This is a genomic window from Saccharopolyspora erythraea NRRL 2338 (genome assembly GCF_000062885.1).
Taxonomy (GTDB): domain Bacteria; phylum Actinomycetota; class Actinomycetes; order Mycobacteriales; family Pseudonocardiaceae; genus Saccharopolyspora_D; species Saccharopolyspora_D erythraea.
Window position 1 is genome coordinate 3,861,834 of the sequence record NC_009142.1, and the last position, 24,677, is coordinate 3,886,510.

Below are 24,677 nucleotides of genomic sequence, written 5' to 3' on the forward strand. Positions count from 1 at the left end.
GGAAGGGGTGGGTGGCCTTGCCACCGTCCAAAGTGTCCACTTCGCTGGCCGGCGCCAGGCTGGGCGTGACGTCGATCGTGTTCTTCACGGTCGCCGCCGCCGCGCCGGAGACCGTGGTCGGCGGTGGCGCGGTCAGCGGCTTCGCGGTCAGCGGGATCAGCGGTATCCCGATCGGCTACCTGGCCATCGCGGTGGTGCTCGGGCTGTTCGCGGTCGGCTACGTCACCATGGCCCGCCACGTCGAGAACGCGGGCGCGTTCTACGCCTACATCGCCAAGGGCCTGGGCAAGGTCAGCGGTACCGCGGCGGGTGGACTCGCCCTGGTCTCCTACAACGTCCTGGAGGTCAGCCTCGTCGGCGGTTTCGGCGTCGGAGCCTCGGACTTCGTGCGCCAGCTCAGCGGTGCCGACATCCCGTGGTGGCTGTTCGCCGGGGCGGGCGTGCTGGCCATCGCCGTCCTTGGCGGGCTGCGGATCGACGTCAACGGCAAGGTGCTCGGCGTCCTGCTGGCCGCGGAGATCGCCGTGCTCGTGCTGTTCGACCTGGCATTCGTGTCCTCACCCTCGCCGCAGGGCATCGTGCTCACCACGCTGAACCCTGCGCAGCTGGCCACCGGGGCGGCAGGCGTGATCCTGGTGATCGCCTTCACCGGCTTCATCGGCTTCGAGAACTCCACGGTGCTCGCCGAGGAGGCGCGCGACCCGCGCACGGTCGTCTACGCCACCTACATCTCGCTGGCGGTCATCGGCGGGCTCTACAGCGTCTCGACCTGGGCGATGACGGTGGCGACCGGGCCGTCGCAGATCGTGGACCAGGCCAGGGCGCACTCCACCGAGCTGATGTTCGTGCTGGCGGGCGAGCGCCTGCCGGGCCTGCTGGTCACCATCGGCTCGGCCCTCTACGTCACCAGCCTGTTCGCGGGCATGCTGTCGTTCCACCACGTGTGCGCCCGGTACTTCTTCGCGCTCGGCCGCGAGGGCGTCGGCCCGCGGTGGTGGGGCACCACCAGCGCCCGCACCGGAGCCCCGGTGCCGGGTTCGCTGTCGCAGACCGCGGTGTCGGCGGTGGTCGTGCTCGCGGTGGTGGTGACCGGGCTCGACCCGATCACCCATCTGTTCTACTGGTGCGCCTCCATCGGTGCGCTGGGCGTCCTGGTGCTGGTCACCTTCACCTCGGTGGCGGTGGTCGGCTACTTCCTGCGCGCGGAACCGAACGCGCACGGCCGCTGGAAGACGCTGGTGGCGCCCGCCGTGGCGGCGGTCGCGCTGGGCGCGGTCCTGGTGCTGACGCTGCTGTCGTTCGGCACGGTGCTCGGCGTCGAGGAGGGCGACCCGGTGGCGTGGGCGTTGCCGCTGGCCTACCTGGTCGTCGTCGTGGCCGGGCTCGGCTGGGGGCTGGTGCTCAGGCGCAACCGGCCCGACGCCTACGCGCGGATCGGGATGGGAGCGCGGTCGGCGACCGTCCGCGTGGAGCAGGAAGCGGTCGATGTCCGGTGAGGAGGTCGCCGACGTCCGGTTGCGCACCCTGCTGCGGGCCTTCGGCGACGACGGGATAGCCCGGTGGCTGCTGCCCGACCCGAGCGCCCGGCCCGCCGTCTACCGCGAATGGTTCGGGATGGTCCTGGAGCACGCAGAGCGCGAGGGCTCGGTGCTGACCGGTGAGGACGGCGATGCGGTGCAGGTCTGGCTCTCCGCGCTGCACGGGCCGCCGGAGCTGCTGGACGAGGCAGGCCGCGGGCGGCTCCTGGAGATCGCGGGCGCAGCCGCGCCGCGCTTCCGCGAGTTCGGGGAGCTGACCTCGGCGAACCACCCCGACGAGCCGCACCAGTACCTCGCGCTCATCGCCGTCGACCCGGCCGTGCAGGCCTCGGGGATCGGCACCCGCGAGCTGACCGCCGCACTGCGGCGCTGGGACGCCGAGGGCGTGGCGACCTACCTGGAGGCCAGCACGCCACGCAGCCGCGGGCTGTACGCACGGCTGGGCTTCCGCGACCGGGGCGCGCCCATCGAGCTGCCGGACGGCCCTTCGCTGTATCCGATGTGGCGGGAGCCGAACGCGGCCTGAGCGCCTGTCTTCGAACTCGCCGTGCGTGGCGGTGCCGGTTGCGGGGGTGGGCGAGCGGCACCGCTGACTCGAAGATCGAACCCGGGTCCTGAGGCGGCGCCGCCGGCCCGAAGGCGCCGCGATTTCCGCGCCGATGTGGCGTGCTCCCCGTTCTGGAGGCCGGGCAACACGTCACATCGACCCGTCGCGCGTCGGTTCCTAGTCGGTCTCGGTGCCTACGAAGCCGAACTCCCAGACACCGTCGGACCCGCTGCGCCTGCGCTCGTAGGCCAGCAGCGGAGCGTGCTGGTCCGCGGCGCCCGGGGTGCCGTGCGCACGGCGTGCGGGGAGGGTGACCCGCGGAACCGGCATCCCGGAGGCGTCGGCGGCCACGCTGATCTCCCGCCCGTCCTCCGGACCGCCGCGCAGGCGTACGCGGACATCTCCCACCGGAACTCCCTTCCTTGAAACGAGCAACGACAACCCGTTCCGACTTCCGGCACCGCCGGTTCGTTCCGGCTGTCACTTGATCGTGTGGCGCCATGCTCCCAGAAAGTCGATCAACGCTCCAGAACCGTTCGAGTGCCTTGCCCGGCTCCATTGTGGAGTGCTCTCTACCGGCGAGTACGCAGTGTTCGGGGCGGGGGTCGCCGTTCTGCCTGCCGGGCGGTGAAGCTGCTGGTAGAAATCGGGGATGAGCGTCGAACGAACGGTGGCCCTGCGGTTCGCGCCCGGCGCGGTCGAGGCCGGCACGCACGTGAACCTCTCCGCGGTGCGCACCGACGGCGAGCACCTGTGGATCGCCGGTGACGAGACCGCGACCGTCGAGCGGCTGACCTGCGACTCTCCGCAGCGGCCGGTGGTCTACACCGACCACGTGGAGTTCGCGCTGGCCGACGTCGTGGCGCTGCCCGGCGAGGCCGACGAGGAGGTCGACGTCGAGGGATTGGCGCTCAACGGCCCGTACCTGTGGGCGGTCGGCTCGCACAGCCGCAGGCGCAAACGGGTCAAGTCGAACCATTCCGACCGGAAGGCCGCCAAGCGCCTGGCGGCGGTCACCGACGAACCCAGCCGACGCGTGCTGGCACGCATCGCGCTCTCCGACCACGTGCCCGCCGGGGCCACGCCGGAAGGCCACCGCAGCGCGGCGCTCAGCGGGCCCGGGCTGGTGGACCTGCTCGACGAGGACGAGCACCTGGCCCCGTTCCTGGCGATCCCGGGCAAGGACAACGGGCTCGACGTCGAGGGCATCGCGGTGGCGGGTGAACCCGGCGCGGAGCGGGTCTTCCTCGGGCTGCGCGGACCGGTGCTGCGCGGATGGGCGGTGGTGCTGCAGGTCGCCCCGAGGGAGGACGGCGACGAACTGCGGCTGGCACCCGTGGAGGGCAAGCAGCGCTACCTCAAGCACTTCCTCGACCTCGACGGCCTGGGCATCCGCGACCTGTGCCCGCAGGGCGACGACCTGCTGGTCCTGGCCGGGCCCTCGATGGACCTCGACGGCCCGGTCCGGGTCTACCGGTGGCCGGGCGCGGCGCGCATCGAGGCCCCCGACGTCGTGCACCGGGACGAACTGCGCCGCGAGATCGACCTGCCCTACGGCGAGGGCGACGACCACGCCGAGGGGATCGCGCTGCTGCCCAGCGGTGAGCTGCTGGTCGTCTACGACAGCCCGGCGCGGTCGCGGCTGACCGATCCGGGAACCGTGCTCGCCGACGTCGTCGCGGCGGGCGGCCGTTGACGCCTGGTCAGATCAGCTCGGTGATGTTGGGCCGCACCCCGAGCATGGCGCGGCCGAACAGCTCCGGGTTGCCCAGCGTGCTCGCGATGGCGTGCCTGCTGCCGGTGTGGATGTCGCGCAGCAGGCCCTGCAGCGGGTTGGAGTCGGCCACAGCCGACGCGCCGTAGGCCGAGACCAGCAGGTCCACCGCCTCGCGGCACTGCTGCACGGCGTGGCTGGCGTGCTGGCGGATCCGGGCGCGTTCGACGTAGGAGGGGTAGGTGCCCGCCCGCGCGTGGGACTCCACCGTGGACGCGCACTGGTAGGCGATCATGCGGGCGACGTCGGCCCTGGTGGCCGCCTCGGCGACGGCCATCTGGAAGGCCGTCGAGTCGGTCATGCGCTCGTAGTTGGTGAACGAGATGCCGCGGCGGTCCGACTCGCCGACCACGTAGTCCAGCGCCGCGGTGGCCATGCCCACGAACGGGGCGATCAGGTGCGTGCTGAGCGTGGGCACCAGCGCCGCCCGGTAGCGGACGTTCTCCTCGTCCTCGCGGGCGTACCTGCCCTCGGTGGCCGGCCCGACCGGCAGGATGCGGTGGTCGGGGAAGAAGAGCTCCTCGCCGACCAGCAGGTTGCTGCCGGTGGCGCGCATGCCGAGGGTGAACCAGGTGTCCTTGACGGTCAGCTCCCGCATCGGCACCAGCCCGTAGGCGCTGCCCGCGGGCCGGCCGTCGTGCTCGGGCAGCCGGATCCCGAGCATCGCCCACTGCGCGTGCAGGCATCCCGACGCCGGCCCCCACCGCCCGCCGGCGACCCAGCCGCCGTCGACGCGCCGCGCGGTGGAGTGGGGGGTGAGCACCTGGCACACCCGGGTGTCGGGGTCCTCGCCGAAGACGTCGTGCTGGGCGCGCTCCGGGAACAGGCCCGTCAGCCAGTCGCCGCAGCTGAGGATCATCACCAGCCACGCCGCCGACGGGTCGGCGGTGGCCAGCGCCGCGGTCGAGTCGACGATCGTGCGCAGGTCGTACTCCAGCCCGCCGAACCGGCGCGGGACCCAGGCGCGGAAGAGGCCGGCGTCGGTGAGGGCCTGCAGCGCCTCGTCAGCGAGCCTGCGCTCCTGGTCGCCGGTGGCCCGGTGGTCGGCGAGCACGGCGCGCAGACCCGCCGCGCGCCGCACGGCTTCGTCCGAGCCGTGTCCGCCCCCATCGCCACCAGGCATGTCGTCCCCTTTCACGGGTATGTGCACATCGATCATTGCACACCCGCAAGGGTGAAGGGTGACGACTGGAAGGGCTAGCGCGGTCCACTATGGAGTGACCAGGACGTGCAGGGTCCGCGGACCGTGCACTCCCTCGACGCGGTCGAGCTCGATGTCGCTGGTAGCCGACGGACCGCTGATGAACGTCAGCGGCCGCGCGGGGTCCAAGTCGGCCAGCGCGCTGGGCACGTCGTCGGCGATCCGGGACTCCTCGACCACGCAGAGGTGGACGTCGGGCACCAGCGTGGCGGCTCTGCGGCCCTGGCCGGGACCGTGGTCGAGCACGATCGTGCCGGTGGAGGCGATGCCCGCGGTCGCGGTGGTGACCACGGCGTCGACGCGGTCCAACCCGGCGGTGCCGGTGGCGGTGCCGTCGTCCACTTCGAACTCTCCGCCGAGCGCGCTCGGCCACTGCTCGGGCACGCCGGCCGGAACGAGCAGGCGGCGTGCCGAGTAGCGCCGGGCCGCCGAGGCGATCGCGTCCACCAGCTCCGGAGCCGCCACCCGCTGCACGGTCGCCCTGTAGTCGGCGACGCGCTCGCAGAACAGCGCAACCACGTCGGCGGACGGCCGCTGAGCGGCATAGGCGCGGGGGACGGACTCCAGGGGTTGCCGGTCCGCGTGCGCCAGGGCGCTGCGGACCCGGCCGAGAACGACCTCGCGTGCGGAACTCATGGCTGCTTGCCTCCTCGGGTGCGCTCCCACCAGGCGCGGAAGGACTCCCGCGCGGGCGCGGGTGCGTCGCGGGCATCGGTCCAGCGCGACAGCGGTGCCGGCAGCCGCCCGATGGTGCCGCGCCGGCCGATGAAGCGCCTGCTCCAGGACGCGACGCGCTGGACGGCGGCCAGCCGCCTGGCATCGCCCAGCACCCAGCTCGCCAGCCCCATCAGCAGGTCCAGCGGCCTGGACCGGACGCCGTGGTGTTCCTCGACCACGCGGGTGCGCAGGTGCACCAGCAGGTCCGGGATGTCGATGGCGACCGGGCAGACGTCGTAGCAGGCTCCGCACAGCGAGGACGCGTAGGGAAGCGCCTGGTCGACGGGCGAGGCGGTGCCGCGCAGCTGGGGGGTGAGCACCGCGCCGATCGGTCCGGGGTAGACCGAGCCGTAGGCGTGGCCGCCGGTGCGCTCGTACACCGGGCACACGTTCAGGCATGCCGAGCAGCGGATGCAGCGCAGTGCCTGCCGCCCGACCTCGTCGGCCAGGGCGTTGGTCCGCCCGTTGTCGAGCAGCACCACGTGGAAGGACTGCGGACCGTCGCCCGGCGTCACGCCCGTCCACGTCGAGGTGTAGGGGTTCATCCGCTCCCCGGTGCTCGACCGGGGCAGCAGCTGCAGGAACACCTCCAGGTCCCGCCAGCTCGGCACGAGCTTCTCGATCCCCACCACGCTGATCAGCGTCTCGGGCAGTGTCAGGCACATCCGGCCGTTGCCCTCCGACTCCACCACCACGAGGGTGCCGGTGTCGGCCACGGCGAAGTTCACGCCCGAGACCGCGACCTTGGCCCGCAGGAACTTCTCCCGCAGGTGGCGCCGGGCGACGTCGGCGAGCCGGGCCGGCTCGTCGGTGAGGTCGTCGGGCGCGGGCACCCCGGCCCCGCCCATCTCGCGGCGGAAGATCTCGCGGACCTCGGCGCGGTTGCGGTGGATGGCGGGCACCAGGATGTGGCTGGGGGCGTCGTTCCCGAGCTGCACGATCAGCTCGGCGAGGTCGGTCTCCCACGCCGAGATCCCGGCATCGCCCAGCGCCTCGTTGAGCTCGATCTCCTGCGTGGCCATGGACTTGACCTTGACCACCTCGCGCTCGCCGGTGGCCCGGACCAGGTCGACGACGATCCGGTTGGCCTCCTCGGCGTCGCGCGCCCAGTGCACGACGCCGCCCGCGGCGGTGACGGCCGCCTCGAAGCGCTCCAGGTAGGTGTCCAGGTGCGACAGGGTGTGGGCCTTGATCGCCGCGCCCGCCTCGCGCAGCTCGGCCCAGTCGTCGAGCTCGCCGACGACCGACGCGCGCTTGCGGCGGATCGTCGCGGTCGCGCCGGCCAGGTTGTGGCGGAGCTGGGAGTCGGCGACCGCCCGCTTGGCCGCCTCCGGGAACGGCGGCATGCCGAGGAACGTGCTCACGCTCGGTCTCCTTCGGTCGAGGCCAGGATCTCGGCCAGGTGCACGACCCGGATGCCCGAACGCTGCCGGGACAGCAGGCCGCCGATGTGCATCAGGCACGAGCTGTCGCCGGCGCAGAGCAGCTCCGCGCCGGTCTCCCGCACGTGCCGGGCCTTGTCCGCGCCCATCGCCACCGACACGTCCGGGTTCTTCAGCGCGAACGTGCCGCCGAACCCGCAGCACTGCTCGGCCTGCGGCAGCTCGACCAGGTCAAGGGCCCGCACCTCGCGCAGGAGTTGCAGCGGCCGGTCTCCGACGCGCAGCAGCCGGACGGAGTGGCAGGTGGGGTGGTAGGTGACCCGGTGCGGGAAGTACGCGCCGACGTCGGTCGTGCCGAGCACCGAGACGAGGAACTCCGACAGCTCGTGCACGCGCGGGGCGAGCCCGCGCACCGCGCGCGAGAGCCGGGAGTCGCCGGAGCTGTCGGCGACCGCCGCGTGCTGGTGGCGGACCGACCCGACGCACGAGCCCGACGGCGCCACCACCGCGTCGTAGCCGGCGAAGGCGTCGACGAAGGTGCGCACGGAGGAGACGGCCTGGCGCCGGTAACCGGTGTTGGTGTGCATCTGCCCGCAGCAGGTCTGCGCGGCGGGGAACTCGACCTCGCACCCGAGCCGCTCCAGCAGTCGCACGGTCGCCTTCGGTGCTTCCGGGAACACGGTGTCGCCCAGACACGTCGCGAACAGGGCAACCCTCATTGCGGCATCACTCCTGGTGTGCGGGAGCCGGGACCGGTGCCGGCCCGGAACCGTCGCCGGCGTCGAACCACCACCGGCGAACGACCACCGGCCGGGAACCACTACCGGAACTGTGGCCGGTGCGGCGCGAGCACGCTCGTCCGCCGACCAATCTATGGTCAGACCACAGCAAGGACGTACTGTAGAGACCGATGGAGCGGATGTGAACCCTGGGGGGCCGATGGCGGGACAGGACGACCCGGGGCGCGACGACGCGGCGGGCTGGCGGCCGGTCGCGCGGGCGCGCACCTACGAGCTGGTCATCGACCGGGTCGAGGAGCAGATCCGCACCGGCGCGCTGCGCGTCGGCGACCGGTTGCCCGCCGAGCGGGACCTGGCGGGCATGCTCGGCGTCAGCCGGGCCGCGGTGCGCGAGGCGCTGCGCGCGCTGGAGGCGCAGGGCGTGCTGCGCATGTCGGTGGGCACCGGGCCGGAGTCGGGCACGATCGTGGCCGCGATGCCGAGCCAGGCGCTCACCCGGTTCCTGCGGCTGCACGTCGCGCTGGCCAACTTCCCGATGCACAACGTCGTCGAGGCGCGCGTGATGCTCGAGCGCGAGAGCGCGCGCAACGCCGCCCTCCGGGCCACTGCCGAGGACCTGGAGGAGCTGGCCGGGCTGCTCGACGCGATGGACGAGGCCGGCTCGGACCGGGAGCGCTTCAACGAGCTGGACACCGCCTTCCACGTGGCGATCGCCGAGGCGGGAGGCAACCGCCTGGTCGCCGACATGACGATCGCCATCCGGGAGTCGATGCGCCGACCGCTGCTGCGGGCGTTCGTCGAGCTGGGCGAGTCGTGGCCGTCGGTCGCCGACGGCCTGCGCGACGACCACCGCGCGATCCACCAGGCGTTGCGGGACCGCGACGAGGCGCTGGCCGAGCAGCGGATGGTCGAGCACATCCGGGGCTTCTACGCCCGGGTCCCCGGCACCGCCGGCTTCGGCTGACCGGACCGCTCAGCGCGCGAGCGGGTTCGCCCCGGAAGGCGCCATCCGCAGGTCGGCCCCGATGCGGGCGGCGGTCTCCAGCAGCGGCGGTAGGAACACCTGCCGGGCGTGGGTGTCGCTGGTTCGCGCGGCGTGCGAGGAGACGTTGATCGCGGCCACCACGCGGTCGCTCTTGCCGCGGATCGGTGCGGCGATCGAGCGCAGTCCCGCCTCGAGCTCCTGGTCGACCAGCGACCACCCCTGCGCCCGGATGCGTTCGAGCTCGCGGCGCAGGCCGGAGGCGGTGGTGATGGTGTGCGGTGCGAGCTGCTCGAGCTGGACCTGGTCGAAGTAGGCGTCGAGCTCCTCCTCGGGCAGGTGGGCGAGCATCACCCGGCCCATCGAGGTGGCGTAGGCCGGGAACCGGGTGCCGATGTTGATCGAAACCGTCATGATCCGCGAGGTGGGCACGCGGGCGACGTAGACGATGTCGGTGCCGTCGAGCACCGACACCGACGCCGACTCGTGCACCTCGGCGACCAGCCGCTCCAGGTGCGGCTGGGCGATCTCGGGCAGGGAGACGCTCGAGAGGTAGGCGAAGCCGAGCTCGAGCACGCGGGGGGTGAGGCCGAAGACCCGCCCGTCGGTCCAGACGTAGCCCAGGTGCACCAGCGTGTGCAGGAACCGCCGGGCGGCGGCCCGCGAGAGGCCGGTCGCGCGGGCGACCTCGCTGAGCGACATCTGCGGGTGCGACTCGTTGAACGCGCGGATCACCAGCAGTCCGCGCGCGAGCGACTGCACGTAACCGGTGGTCGGCTCGGTGGTCTCGTCCAACGTCGTCTCCTCGCGGTGCTCGTCGACCGGTCAGCTCCCGGTCTCCTCCCGCACGATCGTATTGGCGATCGCGAAGGCGCGGTTCGCGCGGGGCACCCCGGCGTAGACCGCGACGTGCATCAGCACCTCGCGGATCTGCTCGGGGCTCACCCCGTTGCGGCGCGCGGCGCGCACGTGCATCGCGAACTCCTCCTCGCAGCCGGTGGCGGCCAGGACGGCGAGCGTCAGCATGCTGCGCGTGGGCCGGTCGACGCCGTCGCCGCTCCACAGTTCACCCCAGGCGTAGTGGGTGATGAACTCCTGGAACGGGGCGGTGAACTCGGTGGTGCCCTCGACGGCCCGGTCCACGTGGGCGTCCCCGAGGACCTCCCGGCGCACCCGCATGCCGCGGGCGTGGCGGTCGGCGTCCTGCGGCATCAGCTGCTCCTCGTGAAGTGGTCCAGCAGGAGGTCGTTGACCAGCTCCGGCTGCTCGGCGTTGGCCAGGTGGGCCGCGTCGCCGAGCACTTCCAGCCTGGCACCCGGGACCGCCGACGCGATGCGCTCGGCGTGCGGCGGGGGAGTGGCCGGGTCGTCGCGTCCGGCGATGACCAGCGTCGGAGCCGTGATCCGGGGCAGCTCCTCCAGCAGGTCCATGGACGCGATGGCTTCGCAGCAGCCGGCGTAGCCCTCGTCGTCGCAGCCGCGGAGCATCCCGCCGAACTTGGCGACGACGTCCGGCCGTTCGGCGAGGGCAGGGGTGAACCACCTGGGCAAGGACGCTTCCACCACGGCTGTGGTGCCATGTTCGCGCACCAGCGCGGCCCGGTCGCGCCAGTTCCGCGGCGGGCCCAGCTCGGCGGAGGTGCAGATCAGCGCCAGCGCGGCGATCCGGTCCGGGGCGTGCTCGGCCAGCCACATCCCCGTCATGCCGCCGATCGAGACCCCGGCGAAGTGCGCCCGCCCGATCTCGAGGTGATCCAGCAGCTCGAGCACGTCACCGGCGAGGTCCCGCAGGTCGTACGGACCGGGTTTGGCCGGGGTGCCGCCGTGTCCGCGCTGGTCGTAGCGCAGCACGCGGAAGCGCCGCGCCAGCGCGGGCACCTGCTCGTCCCACAGCGCGAGGTCGGTGCCGATCGAGTTGGACAGCACGACGACGTCGGCGTCCTCGGGTCCGGTCAGCTCGTGGTGGACGGTCAACACTCCTCCTGTTCGGCGAGGGCGCGGTCCACGAAGGCGGTGGCCGAGCCGAGGTAGGCCGACGGGTCGGTGGCCCCGAGCACGTCGTCGCGCGAGAGCACCCCGCGCACGCGGGGGTCGTCGAGCAGTTCGTCGCGCAGGGTGGTTCCCCGCTCGACGGACTGGCGGCACAGCCGTCCGACGAGGTCCTGCGCGTCGTTGCGGCCCAGCGACGGCGTGAGCGCGGCAGCCGCGCTCTCGGCCATCACCAGGCCGCGGGTGAGTTCGAGGTTGGCCGCCATGCGGTCGGCGTCCACGCGCAGGTCCGACAGCAGGTGCCGGGTCCGCGACGCCGCCGACCCGATGAGCCCGAGCAGCTCGGTGAGCGGTTCCCACTCGGCCTGCCAGGCCCCGGCGGCCCGTTCGTACTCCTGCGGCATGGCCGACAGCAGCGAGGACACCAGGCCCGGCACCCGCTCGGTCGCCGCGGAGACGAGCACCGCGTCGACCGGGTTGCGCTTGTGCGGCATCGCCGAGGACCCGCCGGGCGCGCCCTCGGCCAGCTCGCCGACCTCGGTCTGGGCGTGCAGCTTCACGTCGAGCGCGATCTTGCCCAGGACGCCGGCCGCGGTACCGAGCGCGCCGGCGAGCTCGCCGACGCGGGTGCGGTCGGTGTGCCACGGCACGACGGGCTCGGCCAGTCCGAGCTCACCCGCCAGCAGCCCGAGCACCTTCGGGCCGTCGGCACCGAGCGAGGCGAGGGTTCCCGCCGCCCCGCCGAACTGCACGGCGAGGCGCTCCCGGCGCACCCGTTCGAGCGCGGCCGTCGCCTCCCGCACCGCCGTCAGCCAGGTCGCGCAGCGGCAGCCGAAGGTCGTGGGCAGCGCCTGCTGGAGCAGCGACCGCGCGATCATCACGGTTCCCCGGTGCTCGCGGGCCAGCCGCTCGCACTGCCGCGCGACCTCGTGCAGGTCGGCGACGACCGTTTCCAGGGCGCGGCGCACCACCAGCATCGCGGCGGTGTCGACGACGTCCTGGCTGGTCGCTCCCCGGTGCACGTGCGCGGCGGCCGACGGCCCGACCAGCTCGGTCAGGTCGCGGACCAGGGCGATGACCGGTGTCGCCGAGGAGGCCGCGCGGCGCGCGATCGAGTCGGCGTCGAACAGCTCGGCCCGGCAGTGCCGGACGATCTCGCGAGCGGCCTCCGCGGGGAAGACCCCCGCCGAGGCCTGCGCGGCGGCCAGCGCGGCCTCGAAGTCCAGCATGGCCTGCAGCCACGCGGTGCGGTCGGTCGCCGCGGTGACTTCCGGCGTGCCGAACATCGGACCGAACAACGATTGCCTCCTCAGAGCGCGAAGAAGACGGTCTCGCCGGGGCCCTGCAACCGGATGTCGAAGCGCAGGCCGTCCTCGTCCGCCGCCGCGATCAGCGTCGGCCTGCGGTCTTCGGCCACCGCGCCCAGGACCGGGTCGGCGGCGTTGGCCTGCTCCTCGTCGGGGAAGTACACCCGGGTGACGACGCGGTTGAGCAGGCCGCGCGCCAGCACGGTGACGTCGATGTGCGGTGCCTCCGTCCCGCCGTCCGGTGTGGGCAGCGGCCCCGGCTTGACCGTGCGGAATCGGAACCGGCCCTCGGGATCGGTTCCGCACCGCCCGAAGCCGCGGAACCCGCCGGACGTGCCGGGCCGCGGGTCGTCGGGGTGGTCGAACCGCCCTTCGGCGTCGGCCTGCCAGATCTCCAGGACGGCGTCCGGCACCGGGTCGCCGTTGCCGTCCAGCACCCGGCCGTGCAGCACGACGGCGCCGGCGGTGCCTTCGGGCACCACGTCCGGGCCGTCCGGCCACAGCAGGCCGTCGGGCAGCGCGTAGAACGGACCCACCGTCTGCGACGGCGTGGTCTCGAGGCTTTCAGCCGCCATCAGTCGTCGTCCTCTTCCTCGTCCTCGAACACGCTGGCCTCGGTGCCCCGCAGCACGATGTCGAAACGGTATCCGAGCGCCCACTCCGGCACGGTTGTCTCCAGGTCGAACCGCGAGATCATCCGATCCCGGGCCTTCGGGTCGCGCACCGAGTTGAAGATGGGGTCCTGGCCGAACAGCGGGTCGCCCGGGAAGTACATCTGGGTGATCAGGCGCTGGGTGAACGCCTGGCCGAACAGCGAGAAGTGCAGGTGCGCCGGACGCCACGCGTTGTCGTGGTTGCGCCACGGGTAGGCACCGGGCTTGATCGTGACGAACCGGTAGTTGCCGTCGCCGTCGGTCATGCACCGCCCGACGCCGGAGAAGTTGGGGTCCAGCGGCGCGGGGTGGCGGTCCCCGGAGTGCCGGTAGCGGCCGGCGGCGTTGGCCTGCCACAGCTCGACGAGCGTGTTCGGGACCGGATGTCCGCCGGAGTCCAGCACCCGGCCGCTCACCACGATGCGCTCGCCCAGCGGCTCGCCGTCGTGCTGGACGGTCAGGTCGTGGTCGGTCTCGCCGACCCGGTCGTGCCCGAGCAGCGGCCCGGTGACCTCGGTGAGGTAGTGGGGGAGCAACTGCAACGGCTGCTTGGGGTGCCGCAGCGCGGTCGAGCCGTACCCGGCGAAGTCCAGCGGCGGGTGCGAGCCGACGTCGCGCCGGTAGGAGGGCAGGATCAGCCCGGACTCCGACCGGGACTGGGTGGATTGCGTCATGGCGACTCCTCGTGCCGATGGGACATCGGCTGGTGCTCGGTGGGCGCGAAGCGCCTCGGCGGGGTGCGGGCGGGCTACTCCTCGATCGTGGCTTTGAGCCGCCGCAGGACGTCGAGCTCCTCGCCGGTGGGCGGTTCCTGGACGGTGAGCTCGTCGGCGACGCGCAGGTCCCAGCCCGTCGCCGCGCGTGCCTGCTCCACCTCCACGCCCGGGTTCAACCTGGTCAGGGTGAGCTCGAGGGTCCGCGGGTCCGGTTCCAGCACGCCGAGGTCGGTGATCACCTTGACCGGGCCGCGGCCGCGCAGCCCGTGCCGCTCGCGGCTGCCCGGCCCGTCCCCGTATCCCACCGAGGTGACGAAGTCGAGCCGGTCGACGAAGGCCCGGGTGCTCTGGCGCATGACGATCAGCACCTCCCGGCAGGACGCGGCGATCTCGGGCGCGCCCCCGGCACCGGGCAGCCGCACCTTCGGGTGCTCGTAGTCGCCGCCGATCACCGTCGTGTTGATGTTGCCGAAGCGGTCCACCTGGGCACCGCCGAGGAAGCCGGTCTCGATGCGGCCGGGCTGCAGCCAGTAGTTGAAGATCTCCGCCACGCCCACCACCGCGTCGGCGGTGTCGGCGAGCACGCCGTCGCCGATCGACAGCGGCAGCCGGTCCGGCTTGGCCCCGAGCGTGCCCGACTCGTAGATCAGCACCAGCTCCGGCGCGTGGGTGCGCCGGGCCAGGTTGGCCGCCGTGCTCGGCAGGCCGATGCCGACGAAGCACGCGGTGCCGTCGCGCAGCGACCGGGACGCCGAGACCGTCATCATCTCGTCGGCGGTGTACTCCCGCGCGGTCATCGGGTGCTCCTCTCCGCTCGCAGCACATCGGTGCCCAGCCAGTTCTCGAACGTCTCGCGGTCGCGGGCGATGGGGTCCCATTCGCGGTAGAAGGCGTTGTCGCGTTCGGAGTACCCCTGCGCGTAGGAAGGATGTGCGCCGCCCGGGACCTCGGCCACGGCGGTGATCGCCCACTTCGGCAGCACCACCGCGCCCGGCCGGGGCCGCAGCTCGTCGACGATCTCCTCGACGGTGACCAGGCTGCGCCGCGAGGCCAGCACCGCCTCCTTCTGCACCCCGGTGATGCCCCACAGCTGCACGTTGCCGGAGCGGTCGGCCTGCTGGGCGTGCACGATCCCGACGTCGGGGTTGAGCGCGGGCACCGCGGTCAGCGCCTCCCCGGTGAACGGGCATTCGATGGTCTTGATGTTCGCGGTGTGGTCGGGCAGGTCGGTGCCGGTGTAGCCGCGGAGCACGGCGAACGGCAGACCGGACGCTCCCGCGACGTAGCGGTTGGCCATCCCGGCGTGGCTGTGCTCCTCGATCTCCAGCGGCACCGGCCAGGAGTTCTGGATGGCGTCGCGGAAGCGGTGCAGCGACCCCACGCCCGGGTTGCCGCCCCAGGAGAAGACGAGCTTGCTCGCGCAGCCCGCGCCGATCATCTGGTCGTAGACGATGTCGGGCGTCATCCGGCACAGCGTCAGGCCGCGACGCCCCTGGCGGATGATCTCGTGCCCGGCGGCCACCGGGATCAGGTGTGTGAAGCCCTCGAGCGCGACCGTGTCGCCGTCGTGCACCAGTTCCGCGATCGCCTCTTCCAGCGACAGGATCCGCGCCACCCCAACCTCCGTGCGCATAGAGAACACATGTGCTTTATACGAACGATAGGGCGAGTCTTGTTCCGCGGTCAAGGTCCGGACCTGCTCGGCCGCCCGGCTATCCGGAAGTTCATAATGCGAACACCCCTGCTGGCGATGGCCCGCCGACCCGGGACACGCCTGTGCCGGCGCACGAGAGAGGTTCGGGATGGCTGAGGAACGCGGCGAGCACTTCGTCAAGTCCTTCGAGCGGGGGCTCTCGGTGCTGCGGGCCTTCTCCGCCGAGCACCCTGAGCTGACGCTCTCGGAGGTCGCCGCCGCGACCGGGCTGACCCGCGCCGGCGCCCGGCGGTTCCTGCTCACGCTGGTCGACCTGGGATACCTGCGGGTGGAGGGACGACGCTTCGCGCTGACGCCGCGCGTGCTGGAGTTCGGTTACGCGTTCCTGTCCGGCAGGCCGCTGCCCAAGATCGCCGAGCCCCACCTGCACCAGCTCGCCGGGGAGCTGCACGAGACCACGTCGGTCGCGATCCTGGACGGCACCGACATCTACTACGTCGCCAGGGTGCCCAGCTCCCGCCTGCTGTCGGTGGCCATCACCGTCGGGACCCGGTTCCCGGCGCACGCCACGTCCATGGGCAAGGTCCTGCTCGCCGGGCTCCCCGGTGACGAGCTGGCCCGACGCCTCGACGGGATGGAGCTCAGGGCGCTCACCCCGCGCACGATCACCTCGCGCGAGGTGCTCACCGCCGAGATCGAACGGGTCCGGGAGCGCGGCTGGGCGATCTCCGACGGTGAGCTGGAGGAGGGCCTGCACGGCGTCGCCGCGCCGCTGCGGGACCGCACGGCGCGCGTGACGGCGGCGGTCAACGTCTCCCTCCAGACCCACAGCGCCGACGAGTCCCACGTGCGGCGCGAGGTGGTGCCGCCGCTGCTGGCCACGGCCTCGCGGATCGAGGCCGAGGTGAACCTGCAGCCGTCGGCCCCGGTGTAGCGGTGGTCATGCGCTGCGGCGACCGGGCGTGCCGGAGTGCAGCAGCGCGCGTGCCGCGTCGCGGTGGCGCCGCAGGAAGCGACGCGGTCCGAGCGAGCCGATCAGCTCGAGGTTCGGCGCCTCGACGCTGACGGCGAGGTCCGGTGGCAGGACATCGAGCAGTTCGCGCAGACCCAGCTCGCCGTCCCCGGCGGGCAGCCGCGCGGTGAGGCTCTCCACCTGGGCGGGGTCGTCGCCGCACACCTGCTCGCGTGGCAGCGGTTCCGCAGGGCGATCCAGACGCGGGAGCCGGCGCGGCGCGTCGGAGATCTGGACGTAGGTCAGCAGGTCGGGATCCAGCGCGCGGACGTCGTCGAGGGTCTCGCCGCAGCGCCGCAGGTGCAGCGAGTCTAGCAGCACTCCGCCGCCGTCGGACCGGCGAGCGATGCCGGCCGCCTGCGACAGGCTCGAGACCCGCTTGTAGGCCATCGGCTCGATCGCCGGGCGGATGCCGTAGATCCTGGCGCGCTCCACGACGCCGGCGAAGGTGTCGGAGGCCCGGTCGAGGTCGGGGTCGTCGCACATCACGTTCAGGAACCGCGCGCCCAGCCGGACGCCGACCTCGAGGGCCTGCTCGTAGTCGGCGGGAGCGGTGCCGGGCTTCAGCGCGACGATCTCGACGTCGAGGACCGAGACGCCGGTGTCCTCCAGGCGCCGCACGGTTTCCAGCAGCATCGGCGAACCGACGTCGACCGGCCAGCGCCGTTCCGTCCCGTTGCCGGTGAGCACGCGCAGCCCGACCGAGTCGAACCCGGCTTCGGCCGCGGTCGTGACCAGAGCGGGCGGGGCGAGGCCGAGCGCGGTGAGGTGGCCGACGCCGAGCGGGCGCGAGGGGTGGGACACCGGGGTCTCCTCGGTGGCGCGGGGGTTCATGCGGACCAGTCGGAGAGGTCGATCCAGGACTTGCCGGGGATCTCGCGCGCCGCCGCGAGCGCCTCGTCGGCGCGCGCGGGCGTGGCGCGGGAGCGCAGGATCCGCTCGGGCGCCAGGTCGAGGTCTCCCAGCGCGGTCCTGGTGTGGTCGAAGTCGACGGGGTGGTCGTAGATCAGCGCGCCCAGCAACGTGAGCTGGCGCTGCACGATGTCCTGCGTGACCACCGAGAACGGCGCCGTGTTCTGCCCGACCAGCGAGACCACGGCGGTCTTGTCCGCGGCGCGCAGCGCGTCGTGGAAACCCGGCTCCACGCCGGAGGACTCGAAGACGTAGGAGTAGCGGCGGTCGGTGTCGTCGGCGGGCTTCGCACCGAGGGACACCGCGAGCGCGAGCCGGCCGGGTTGGGGTTCGCTGACCACCGGCGTGATCCCGGCCGCCAGCAGGCTCAGGCAGATGAGCAGCCCCTGGGACCCGGCGCCGACCACCAGGCAGCTCTCGCCGGCCCGCACGCCGGAGCGGCGCACGACGCCCTGGGCGACGGCCAGCGGTTCGAAGCACACCAGGCGTTCGACGGGCCACTGCTCGGGCACGGGCCAGGCGAACCGGGCCGGGACCGCGGCGAACTGCGACAGCAGCCCGGGGCGGTTGATGCCGACGATCCCGCGGCGCTCGCACTGCGCCGTGCGACCCCGGCGGCACCACTGGCAGAGCAGGCAGCAGTAGTTCGGCTCGATCACGACCAGCTCGCCGACGGACCGGTCGGTGACGGCGGGGCCCACTTCCACGATCCGGCCGCACCCCTCGTGGCCGATGATCCAGGGCATGGCGGCCGGCTCGCGTTTTCCGTCGTACACCGACAGGTCCGAGCCGCACAGGCCCACGCCGAGCATCTCGACGACCACGTCGTGCTCGCCGGGCTCCGGGTCGGGCCAGCCGTCCACCTGCTCGAGGTGCAGGGCCGAGGTCAGGGTGAGTGCCTTCATCGCCACGCTCCGCGCGGTCGCGCGTACGCCTCGGGTCGAAGGTAGCCGTGCGAACCGGACACCGTCATCGCCACTCCCGTCGTAACGCGATACGAACATAGTTTCATCATGCGAACAAGACGTTAGCCGTCCTCAATGATGACGTCAATGCGCGACCTACGTGCGAGTACGTTCGGAAACGCGGAGCCGCGGCCGACGATCGGCGACTCGCCCAGGTATGTGCGCTATGCGAACGAGCTATCGGAGATGCGAACGCGCGTGCAGAGGCATGCCTGTGACCGGGGTCGCCGGAGCGGGAAGCCGCCATTGCGCGGGATGCAGCCGGCACGTCGCCGGAAGTACTCGGGTGCGTCCGAGAGGGTCAGATGTAGCTCGGTGCCGGCAGGTCGTGGTGCGGCAGCCCGAGGACCGCGATCGCCGCCGCTGCCGCCGCCGACGCCTGCTTGCGGCCGCTGACGCCCCAGTTGAGCAGCTCGCCTGCCCGGCCGGGCGGAACCAGCAGGCGCCGGTAGGTGCGGCCGTTGTCCGGGTCCGGTGCGGGCGGGTAGACCTTGGCCAGCGACGCGACCATCCGGACCTGCGCGTAGGGGGCGATGCCGTCGTCGACCCGCTGGTATCCGAGGTAGTGCGGCTCGGAGATGTCGGCGGTGACCTCCTCGTAGGTCTCGCGGCGCAGGATGTCGGCGTAGGTGCTCTCACCGGGTTCGGGACGGCCGCCGGGCAGAGAGTGCTTCGCGCCGTCGACGCGGATCAGCACGCGCCCGTCCGAGGCGAACAGGAACCCGTAGACCTGGCGCACGGGGAGGCCGTCCGGCACGGAGTGGGTGAACCACCGGAACCTGGCCATAGTGCACTCCTTCCGTGGGCTGCGCGACCGATCACATTAACGGATTTCCCGGTGGCGCAGGGTGATCGCCGCGCGTCGCCGGTGGGCGTCGTCCGCTTCCGGAACGCCGTCGCCGCCGGGCTCAGGTGAGGCGGCGGGCCCCGAGCGCGGGTGCCGGACGCTCCGTCCGGCTGGCGACGTCCACGGGTCCCTGGTCGAGGGTGATGGCCTGCAGCGCGTCGAGGACCTCGCACACGTGGTAGGCGAACTCGCCGCTGGTGCGGTGGTCGTCGCCTTCGAGGTGTGCGGCCAGGTCGGCCACGCCCAGCGCGCGGAACGGCTTGGGCGGCTCGGGGGTGGTGCGCTCGATCACCGGGGGTAGCTGAGACCAGGCGTCGTCGGTGCGGCGCCTGATGCGCACCGGGCGGTCGAAGGTGTTGGGGTCGGGCAGCTGCAGGGTGCCCTCGGTGCCGTAGATCTCCAGGTGCGGCAGCTCGGTGTCCCAGACGTCGAAGCTGTACATCATCGTCACCAATGCACCCGACTCGAACCGCAGCACACCGGTGGCGTGGGAGGGGACCTCGACGCGGATGCGTTCGACGCGGCGTTGTGGTGCCGTCACGTCGATCTCGCCCTCGGCGGTGAGCGTGGCTCCGGCGACCTGGCCGACCGGGCCGAGCAGGTTGACCAGCGCGGCGACGTGGTAGGGACCCCAGTCCAGCACCGGGCCGCCACCTGTCTGGAACAGGAACGACGGGTCGGGGTGCCACGTCTGGGCCTTCGAAGACCGGACGAACGAGGTGCCCGCGAACGGCCGGCCGATCAGCCCGGCGTCGATGGCGGCGCGCGCGGTCTGCCCGGCGGTGCCGAGGAAGGTGTCCGGTGCCGACCCGAGCACGCGCCCGGTCTCCTTCGCGGTCGCGAGGTTGTCCAGCGCTTCCCGCATGGTCGCCGCGAGCGGCTTCTCGACGTAGACGTGCTTGCCTGCGCGTAGCGCGGCGTCGGTGAGCCGGGCGTGCGCGGACGGCGGGGTGATGTTGACGACGACGTCGACCTCGTCGTCGGCGAGCAGCTCCTCACCGGTGCCCCACGCGGGGATGCGCCACTGCCGCGCGGCGTCGCGCGCGCGGTCCTGGTCGAGGTCGGCGATGCGCACGACCGGCAGGTGGGGGAACAGCGAGAGTCCTCGCGCGTACGCCCCGAAAATGGTCCCGGTTCCGAGGATTCCGATGTTCAGCCGCTCGCGGGCCTGGCTCATCGCGTCTCCCACCTGAAGCATCCGTGCCGTTTCCCGTTGTGGCGGCGCGGAATTCGGGCGTGAGACGAAAGAATCGTGATCGGCGTTCCGGAACGGTGTCAAGGTCGGCGCCCGACATGCGCGCGAATGCAGCAATGCCGGGACGGAGCAGGCCCGCGATCTTGTCCGCCGCGACGGCAGCGGTTACGTTCGATGCCGCGGCGCCGGGCGTGAGACACCCGCGGCGCGTTCGGCGGGCGCCGCCGGTCGGGTGGAGGCGGTCAGCCGAGCAGCCACATGAAGAACTGCGCGACCCTGCTCACCCTGCGCACCCGCACGTCGCCCTCCACGCCGTGGATCTCCCACTGCTGGCCGCACTGGTCGCAGCGCCACAGGCCGATCCGCGATGTGTCGGGGTCGCACGGATGCCCCCGCCGGCCTTTTCGCATACCGCGCCCTCCTCGGGGTCGAGCGGGGGATGTTCCCACCTTCTCGATCAGACCACAGCCCCGCCGTGCGGGGAAGGTGATCTCCGAGTGACCGGACTCGTGACTTTAGGCCTTACCGAACACACGTCCCAAGTTCGTACTGTCGCCTGGGTGACTGAACGAAAGGGGCAGCCGGATGGGACCGAGTACGCTGCGTGAGCTCGCTGAACAGATGCGCCTCCGCTGGGAGGAGTTGATGGTGCTGAGCGCGGGCCCGGACATGTACGGCAGCGAGATCCTGGACGGCCAGCTCGTCGAGCTCGAGATGTGGATGAGCAGGATCGGGCGCATGGGCGAAGTCGAGCGGGCCGCGTGAGGCGGTCCGCGACCACGGGGGTGCGGATCAGCTGACCGCGGGACCGCTCCCGCGGCGCTCACCGGAACGGTAGGCGCACGTGCACGGATCCTGGCACGCGTGGTTCAGCCCCGGCACCGGCATGTTCTCGACCCGCCGCGCGCGGTCGATCGTGAACCAGGCCAGGACACCGCCCAGCGCGCACAGGGCGGACGAGATCAGCATGGCCCGCCCGAAGCCCGCGCCCAGCGGTGCGCCCGCGCCGGTGTGCGTGAGCCCGGCGACCAGGGGCAGCACCGCGATCGCCAGCAGGCCCGCGACCCTGGACACCGCGTTGTTCACGCCGGACGCGGTACCGCCGTGGTGCTCGTCGACCGCGCCGAGGACCGCCGAGGTCAGGGGCGCGACCGTGATCGCCAGCCCGAGGCCGAACACGCCGACTCCGGGCAGCACCCCGCCGGGATAGGTGCTTCCCGGCACCGCCAGCGTCATCAGGGCCAGCCCCGCCGCGCACACCAGCGGGCCCGCGGTCATCGGCAGCCGGGGTCCGGTGCGCTGCGCCAGCGCACCCATCCTGCCGGAGAGCAGCAGCATGATGATGGTGATCGGCAGGGTCGCGATCCCGGCCTGCAGCGCGTCGTAGCCCAGCGTCTGCTGGAGCTGGAGCGACAGCAGGAACAGCGCACCGCTGAGCGCGGAGTAGACGGTGAAGGTGACCAGGTTCGCCCCGGCGAACTGCCGCGAGCCGAACAGCGACAGCGGCATCAGGGGCTCCGCCTTGCGGGACTCGATCACCGGGAAGGTCACCAGGCACGCCACTCCGACGACCGCCGCGGCCGCGGTGACGCCGTTCCAGCCGCGGACCGGGACCTCGATCAGCGCGTAGACGGTGCCCGCCAGGCCCGCGGTCACCGCCGCCGCACCGGCGATGTCCGGCTTCCCGGACATGTCGGGGTTGCGGCTCTCCGGCACCCGGCGTGTGGTCACCAGCAGCGCCAACGCCGCCAGCGGGACGTTGATGTAGAACACCCAGCGCCAGGAGACGGCGTCCACCAGCCAGCCCCCGACGAACGGGCCGATCGCCGAGGAGACACCGGTCAACCCGGCCCAGGTGCCCACCGCCCGGCCGCGGTCCTCGCGGCGGATCGAGGCGTTGATCAGCGCCAGGCTCCCGGGGATCAGCAGCGCCCCGCCGATGCCCTGCACCAGGCGGGCGGCGATCAGGGCGCCGCCGGTCGGCGCGAGCCCGCAGGCCAGCGAGGCCAGCGTGAAGACCACCAGCCCGATGTTGAACACCACCCTGCGCCCGTAGCGGTCGCCGAGCGCACCGCCGAGCAACAGCAGAGCGCTGAGCGTGAGCAGGTAAGCGTCGAGCACCCACTGCAGGACGGAGAAGTCGCCGCCGACGTCACGACCGATGGCGGGCAGCGCGACGTTGACAACCGAACCGTCGAGGAAGGCCACGCCAGAGCCCAGGATGGTCGCCACGATGACCCAGCGCCCCTGTGGTGAGCGCAACGCCACCGCGGCCCCCGTCGCCGCCCGCGGCAAGTCGGATGCCATCCGTCGAGGATAGGGGTGCCCGCCGCGGGCGGCGGTGCCGATCAGCGCGGGCGGACCGCGGTGAACGCCACCGGCAGGTGCTTGATGCCGTTGATGAAGTTCGACACCAGGTGGCGCACCGGTCCGGTCACGTGCAGGTCGCGCAACCGCCACAGGGCCTCGGAGTAGAACGCCCGCAGTTGCAGCCGGGCGAAGTGGGCGCCGAGGCACACGTGCGGTCCGGTGCCGAACGAGAGCTGTTCGTTCGGGTCGCGCCGGATGTCGAAGCGCAGCGGGTCGTCGAAGCGCGCCGGGTCGAAGTTGGCCGAGCAGTGGAACACCACGACCTTGGCGCCCACCGGGATCGCCTGCCCGGCCAGTTCGACGTCGGTGGTGGCGGTGCGGCGGAAGCTGAGCACCGGCGGGTGGTAGCGCAGCGTCTCCTCGATGGCCCGATCGAGCAGCTCCGGCGACTCCAGCAGCAGCCGGTGCTGGCCGGGGTGTTCGGCGAACGCGCGCAGCCCGCCGGGCAGCGCGCTGCGGACGGTGTCGTTGCCCGCGACCGACAGCAGGAAGAAGAACATCTCGAGCTCGGCGCCGGACAGGCGCCCGCCGTCGACCTCGGCGGTGGCCAGCGCGGTCATCAGGTCGTCGGCGGGGTGGCGGCGCTTGTGCGCGGCGAGTTCCTGGGCATAGCCGAACATGTCGGCGAGCATCGCCGGCGAGCGCGGGTTCAGCGGGCGGCCGTCGGCGTCGCGGACCACCTCGGAGTGCTCCGGGTCCTGGTATCCGATGATCCGGTTGGTCCACTCCAGCAGCATCCGCCGGTCCGCCTCCGGCACACCCATCAGGTCGGCCAGGTTCAGCAGCGGGAAGTCGTCGGTGAGATCCGGCGGCACGTCGCACCCGCCGCGCTCGGCCACCGCGTCGACCAGCCGCCGCGCCCTGGCGGCCACCTCGGCCCGGAACCGCTCGACGCGGCGAGGCGTGAACGCCCGGCTGACGATGCGGCGCAGTTTGCCGTGTTCGGGCGGATCGAGGTTGAGCATCATCCGCCGGATGAACGGCAGGTCCGCGGGCGCGGGGTCGCGGATCTGGGTCGCACCGAGCCACGACGAGAACTCGCCGGGCGAACGCAGCACCCGGACCACGTCGTCGTACCCGGTCACAGCCCAGAAACCGGGCCCGGCGGGCCAGTCGCCGACCGCGTGCTCGGGCTGCCAGCTCACCGGCGCGTTCGCGCGCAACCAGGCGAAGTCGGCGTGCGGGATGCCCGAGGAGTACCGGCGCGGGTCGAAGACGTCGGGGACCCCGGTCGCGGTCACGACGACAGGAACGTCTCGATGCGGGCGACCAGCGCCAGCGGCACCTCGTCGGGCGCGTAGTGGCCCGCGTCGGCGTAGACCTCCAGCTCGGCGTTGGGGTACCACTGCATCCAGGTCGCCTTCATCACCTCGGGCGTCAGCGACTTGTCGTGCGCACCGGCGCACACCAGGACCGGTGTCGGGTTGCCGTCGACCTCCTGGTGGATGTCGGTTCCCGACCAGGAGTCCAGGATCCTCCGGAACGCCCGGCTGTCGGTGTGCTCGACCGAGCGGCGCGTCATCGCGTCCAGCCAGGCGTCGGGCAGCCGGTTGCCGGAGGTGCTGTCGATGATCGCCCGGCGGTTCTGCGGGCGTTCGGCCGCACCGGCGAACAGTTCCCAGGTCTGCTCGTCGAACGGGACGCCGGAGGCGGGCACCGGGGAGATGCCGACCAGCCTGCGCACCCGTTCGGGGGCCTTGAGCAGGACGTGCTGGGCGATCATGCCGCCCATCGAGTGCCCCACGAGGGAGAACCGCTCCAGCCCGAGCGAGTCCGCGGTGGCCAGCAGGTCGTCGGCGGCCTCGCCGACGGTGTTCTCGCCCGCGACGTCGACGGCCTCGCCGTAACCGCGCAGGTCGACGAAGACGTAGGAGTGCGCCGACCGGTTGAGGTGGGCCTGCACCGAGGCGAAGCTGGTCCGGTCGCCAAACCAGCCGTGCACGACCAGCACCGCATGGTCGCCGTTTCCGACGCGGTCGTGGGGGAGGACGTGCGCTGCCATTCTCGGCTCCTTCGCGGGTCTCACGACGAGGTGTTCACACCTTGTCGCCCGGTTCACCGATCGTCAATGCCGCATAACGGTGATCCATAGTGGACTCGAAGTGGGGTTGCCGGATTTCACGTTCCCCCGCCACTGCCGCGATGGCAGGCGGGACGCGGTGCCGTGCGGGTTGGCG

27 protein-coding genes are annotated in these 24,677 nt (G+C 72.5%); 6 read left to right on the forward strand and 21 right to left on the reverse strand.

Annotated features, from left to right (window positions below; translation table 11 throughout):
• Nucleotides 1-11: 11 nt before the first annotated feature.
• A complete protein-coding gene (locus SACE_RS16970) occupies nt 12-1,496 on the forward strand; it encodes an APC family permease (RefSeq protein WP_021341883.1) in 1,485 nt (494 codons plus the stop codon).
• Entirely contained in the window at nt 1,486-2,064 is a 579-nt protein-coding gene (locus SACE_RS16975; RefSeq protein WP_009942224.1) for a GNAT family N-acetyltransferase, read from the forward strand. The genes SACE_RS16970 and SACE_RS16975 overlap by 11 nt, the downstream gene beginning before the upstream one ends.
• 198 nt (nt 2,065-2,262) lie before the next feature.
• On the opposite strand, the gene SACE_RS16980 is transcribed toward SACE_RS16975, so the two are convergent.
• Nucleotides 2,263-2,493, reverse strand: coding sequence for a hypothetical protein (locus tag SACE_RS16980; RefSeq protein ID WP_009942222.1), 231 nt, complete (start codon nt 2,491-2,493; stop codon nt 2,263-2,265).
• A gap of 244 nt (nt 2,494-2,737) precedes the next feature.
• Here SACE_RS16980 and SACE_RS16985 point away from each other — a divergent pair, with 244 nt between their 5' ends.
• Nucleotides 2,738-3,781: a DUF3616 domain-containing protein gene (locus tag SACE_RS16985; protein WP_009942221.1), complete on the forward strand. Its 1,044-nt coding sequence runs from the start codon at nt 2,738-2,740 to the stop codon at nt 3,779-3,781.
• Nucleotides 3,782-3,788: 7 nt separating this feature from the next.
• Here SACE_RS16985 and SACE_RS16990 read toward each other — a convergent pair whose 3' ends face one another.
• From SACE_RS16990 to SACE_RS17005, 4 genes are all read right to left on the reverse strand, one after another.
• Complete coding sequence (locus SACE_RS16990) at nt 3,789-4,982, reverse strand: acyl-CoA dehydrogenase family protein (protein WP_011874056.1); 1,194 nt, start codon at nt 4,980-4,982, stop codon at nt 3,789-3,791.
• A gap of 87 nt (nt 4,983-5,069) precedes the next feature.
• Nucleotides 5,070-5,696 (reverse strand): LutC/YkgG family protein, encoded by a 627-nt coding sequence (locus SACE_RS16995; RefSeq protein ID WP_009942218.1) that lies wholly within the window; start codon nt 5,694-5,696, stop codon nt 5,070-5,072.
• A complete protein-coding gene (locus tag SACE_RS17000; protein ID WP_197537771.1) occupies nt 5,693-7,123 on the reverse strand; it encodes a LutB/LldF family L-lactate oxidation iron-sulfur protein in 1,431 nt (476 codons plus the stop codon). The genes SACE_RS16995 and SACE_RS17000 overlap by 4 nt, the downstream gene beginning before the upstream one ends.
• Nucleotides 7,124-7,137: 14 nt before the next feature.
• On the reverse strand, nt 7,138-7,878 hold the full coding sequence (locus SACE_RS17005; protein WP_009942215.1) for a (Fe-S)-binding protein: 741 nt from the start codon (nt 7,876-7,878) through the stop codon (nt 7,138-7,140).
• Between the two features lie 220 nt (nt 7,879-8,098).
• Here SACE_RS17005 and SACE_RS17010 point away from each other — a divergent pair, with 220 nt between their 5' ends.
• The gene (locus SACE_RS17010; protein ID WP_009942214.1) at nt 8,099-8,863 is read left to right on the forward strand and encodes a FadR/GntR family transcriptional regulator; all 765 of its coding nucleotides are present in this window, start codon (nt 8,099-8,101) and stop codon (nt 8,861-8,863) included.
• Between the two features lie 9 nt (nt 8,864-8,872).
• Here SACE_RS17010 and SACE_RS17015 read toward each other — a convergent pair whose 3' ends face one another.
• The 8 genes from SACE_RS17015 to SACE_RS17050 all read right to left on the reverse strand — a co-directional run bounded on the left by SACE_RS17015 (nt 8,873) and on the right by SACE_RS17050 (nt 15,160).
• A complete protein-coding gene (locus SACE_RS17015; RefSeq protein WP_009942213.1) occupies nt 8,873-9,676 on the reverse strand; it encodes an IclR family transcriptional regulator in 804 nt (267 codons plus the stop codon).
• Nucleotides 9,677-9,706: 30 nt separating this feature from the next.
• Nucleotides 9,707-10,093, reverse strand: coding sequence for a 4-carboxymuconolactone decarboxylase (gene pcaC, locus SACE_RS17020; protein ID WP_009942212.1), 387 nt, complete (start codon nt 10,091-10,093; stop codon nt 9,707-9,709).
• Nucleotides 10,093-10,854 (reverse strand): 3-oxoadipate enol-lactonase, encoded by a 762-nt coding sequence (gene pcaD, locus SACE_RS17025; protein ID WP_009942211.1) that lies wholly within the window; start codon nt 10,852-10,854, stop codon nt 10,093-10,095. Before pcaD ends, pcaC begins: the two co-directional genes overlap by 1 nt.
• Complete coding sequence (pcaB, locus tag SACE_RS17030; protein WP_009942210.1) at nt 10,851-12,167, reverse strand: 3-carboxy-cis,cis-muconate cycloisomerase; 1,317 nt, start codon at nt 12,165-12,167, stop codon at nt 10,851-10,853. Before pcaB ends, pcaD begins: the two co-directional genes overlap by 4 nt.
• An 11-nt stretch (nt 12,168-12,178) precedes the next feature.
• A complete protein-coding gene (gene pcaG, locus SACE_RS17035) occupies nt 12,179-12,751 on the reverse strand; it encodes a protocatechuate 3,4-dioxygenase subunit alpha (RefSeq protein ID WP_009942208.1) in 573 nt (190 codons plus the stop codon).
• Nucleotides 12,751-13,503: a protocatechuate 3,4-dioxygenase subunit beta gene (pcaH, locus tag SACE_RS17040; RefSeq protein WP_009942207.1), complete on the reverse strand. Its 753-nt coding sequence runs from the start codon at nt 13,501-13,503 to the stop codon at nt 12,751-12,753. The genes pcaG and pcaH overlap by 1 nt, the downstream gene beginning before the upstream one ends.
• Nucleotides 13,504-13,577: 74 nt before the next feature.
• Nucleotides 13,578-14,342, reverse strand: a complete 765-nt coding sequence (locus SACE_RS17045) for a CoA-transferase subunit beta (protein WP_009942206.1) — start codon at nt 14,340-14,342, stop codon at nt 13,578-13,580.
• Complete coding sequence (locus tag SACE_RS17050) at nt 14,339-15,160, reverse strand: CoA transferase subunit A (protein ID WP_009942205.1); 822 nt, start codon at nt 15,158-15,160, stop codon at nt 14,339-14,341. Before SACE_RS17050 ends, SACE_RS17045 begins: the two co-directional genes overlap by 4 nt.
• A gap of 187 nt (nt 15,161-15,347) precedes the next feature.
• Here SACE_RS17050 and SACE_RS17055 point away from each other — a divergent pair, with 187 nt between their 5' ends.
• Entirely contained in the window at nt 15,348-16,133 is a 786-nt protein-coding gene (locus SACE_RS17055; protein WP_009942204.1) for an IclR family transcriptional regulator domain-containing protein, read from the forward strand.
• A gap of 6 nt (nt 16,134-16,139) precedes the next feature.
• Here SACE_RS17055 and SACE_RS17060 read toward each other — a convergent pair whose 3' ends face one another.
• From SACE_RS17060 to SACE_RS38330, 5 genes are all read right to left on the reverse strand, one after another.
• Nucleotides 16,140-17,045 carry a sugar phosphate isomerase/epimerase family protein gene (locus SACE_RS17060; RefSeq protein ID WP_009942203.1) on the reverse strand — a complete coding sequence of 302 codons (906 nt, stop codon included), beginning with the start codon at nt 17,043-17,045 and terminating at the stop codon, nt 16,140-16,142.
• Nucleotides 17,042-18,028 (reverse strand): zinc-dependent alcohol dehydrogenase, encoded by a 987-nt coding sequence (locus tag SACE_RS17065; protein ID WP_009942201.1) that lies wholly within the window; start codon nt 18,026-18,028, stop codon nt 17,042-17,044. The genes SACE_RS17060 and SACE_RS17065 overlap by 4 nt, the downstream gene beginning before the upstream one ends.
• A gap of 361 nt (nt 18,029-18,389) precedes the next feature.
• Nucleotides 18,390-18,875: an NUDIX hydrolase gene (locus SACE_RS17070; protein WP_009942199.1), complete on the reverse strand. Its 486-nt coding sequence runs from the start codon at nt 18,873-18,875 to the stop codon at nt 18,390-18,392.
• Between the two features lie 121 nt (nt 18,876-18,996).
• Nucleotides 18,997-20,112, reverse strand: a complete 1,116-nt coding sequence (locus SACE_RS17075; RefSeq protein WP_009942197.1) for a Gfo/Idh/MocA family protein — start codon at nt 20,110-20,112, stop codon at nt 18,997-18,999.
• A 260-nt stretch (nt 20,113-20,372) separates the two neighbouring features.
• The gene (locus SACE_RS38330; protein WP_009942195.1) at nt 20,373-20,540 is read right to left on the reverse strand and encodes a hypothetical protein; all 168 of its coding nucleotides are present in this window, start codon (nt 20,538-20,540) and stop codon (nt 20,373-20,375) included.
• 175 nt (nt 20,541-20,715) lie between these two features.
• On the opposite strand from SACE_RS38330, the gene SACE_RS17080 reads away from it, so the two are divergent.
• Nucleotides 20,716-20,895, forward strand: coding sequence for a hypothetical protein (locus SACE_RS17080; RefSeq protein WP_009942193.1), 180 nt, complete (start codon nt 20,716-20,718; stop codon nt 20,893-20,895).
• A 27-nt stretch (nt 20,896-20,922) separates the two neighbouring features.
• Here SACE_RS17080 and SACE_RS17085 read toward each other — a convergent pair whose 3' ends face one another.
• The 3 genes from SACE_RS17085 to SACE_RS17095 are packed head-to-tail and all read right to left on the reverse strand — an operon-like array spanning nt 20,923 to nt 24,502.
• Nucleotides 20,923-22,437, reverse strand: coding sequence for an MFS transporter (locus SACE_RS17085; RefSeq protein ID WP_044547412.1), 1,515 nt, complete (start codon nt 22,435-22,437; stop codon nt 20,923-20,925).
• A 41-nt stretch (nt 22,438-22,478) separates the two neighbouring features.
• A complete protein-coding gene (locus SACE_RS17090; RefSeq protein WP_009942191.1) occupies nt 22,479-23,741 on the reverse strand; it encodes a cytochrome P450 in 1,263 nt (420 codons plus the stop codon).
• Nucleotides 23,738-24,502, reverse strand: coding sequence for an alpha/beta fold hydrolase (locus SACE_RS17095; RefSeq protein WP_009942190.1), 765 nt, complete (start codon nt 24,500-24,502; stop codon nt 23,738-23,740). The genes SACE_RS17090 and SACE_RS17095 overlap by 4 nt, the downstream gene beginning before the upstream one ends.
• Nucleotides 24,503-24,677 lie beyond the last annotated feature (175 nt).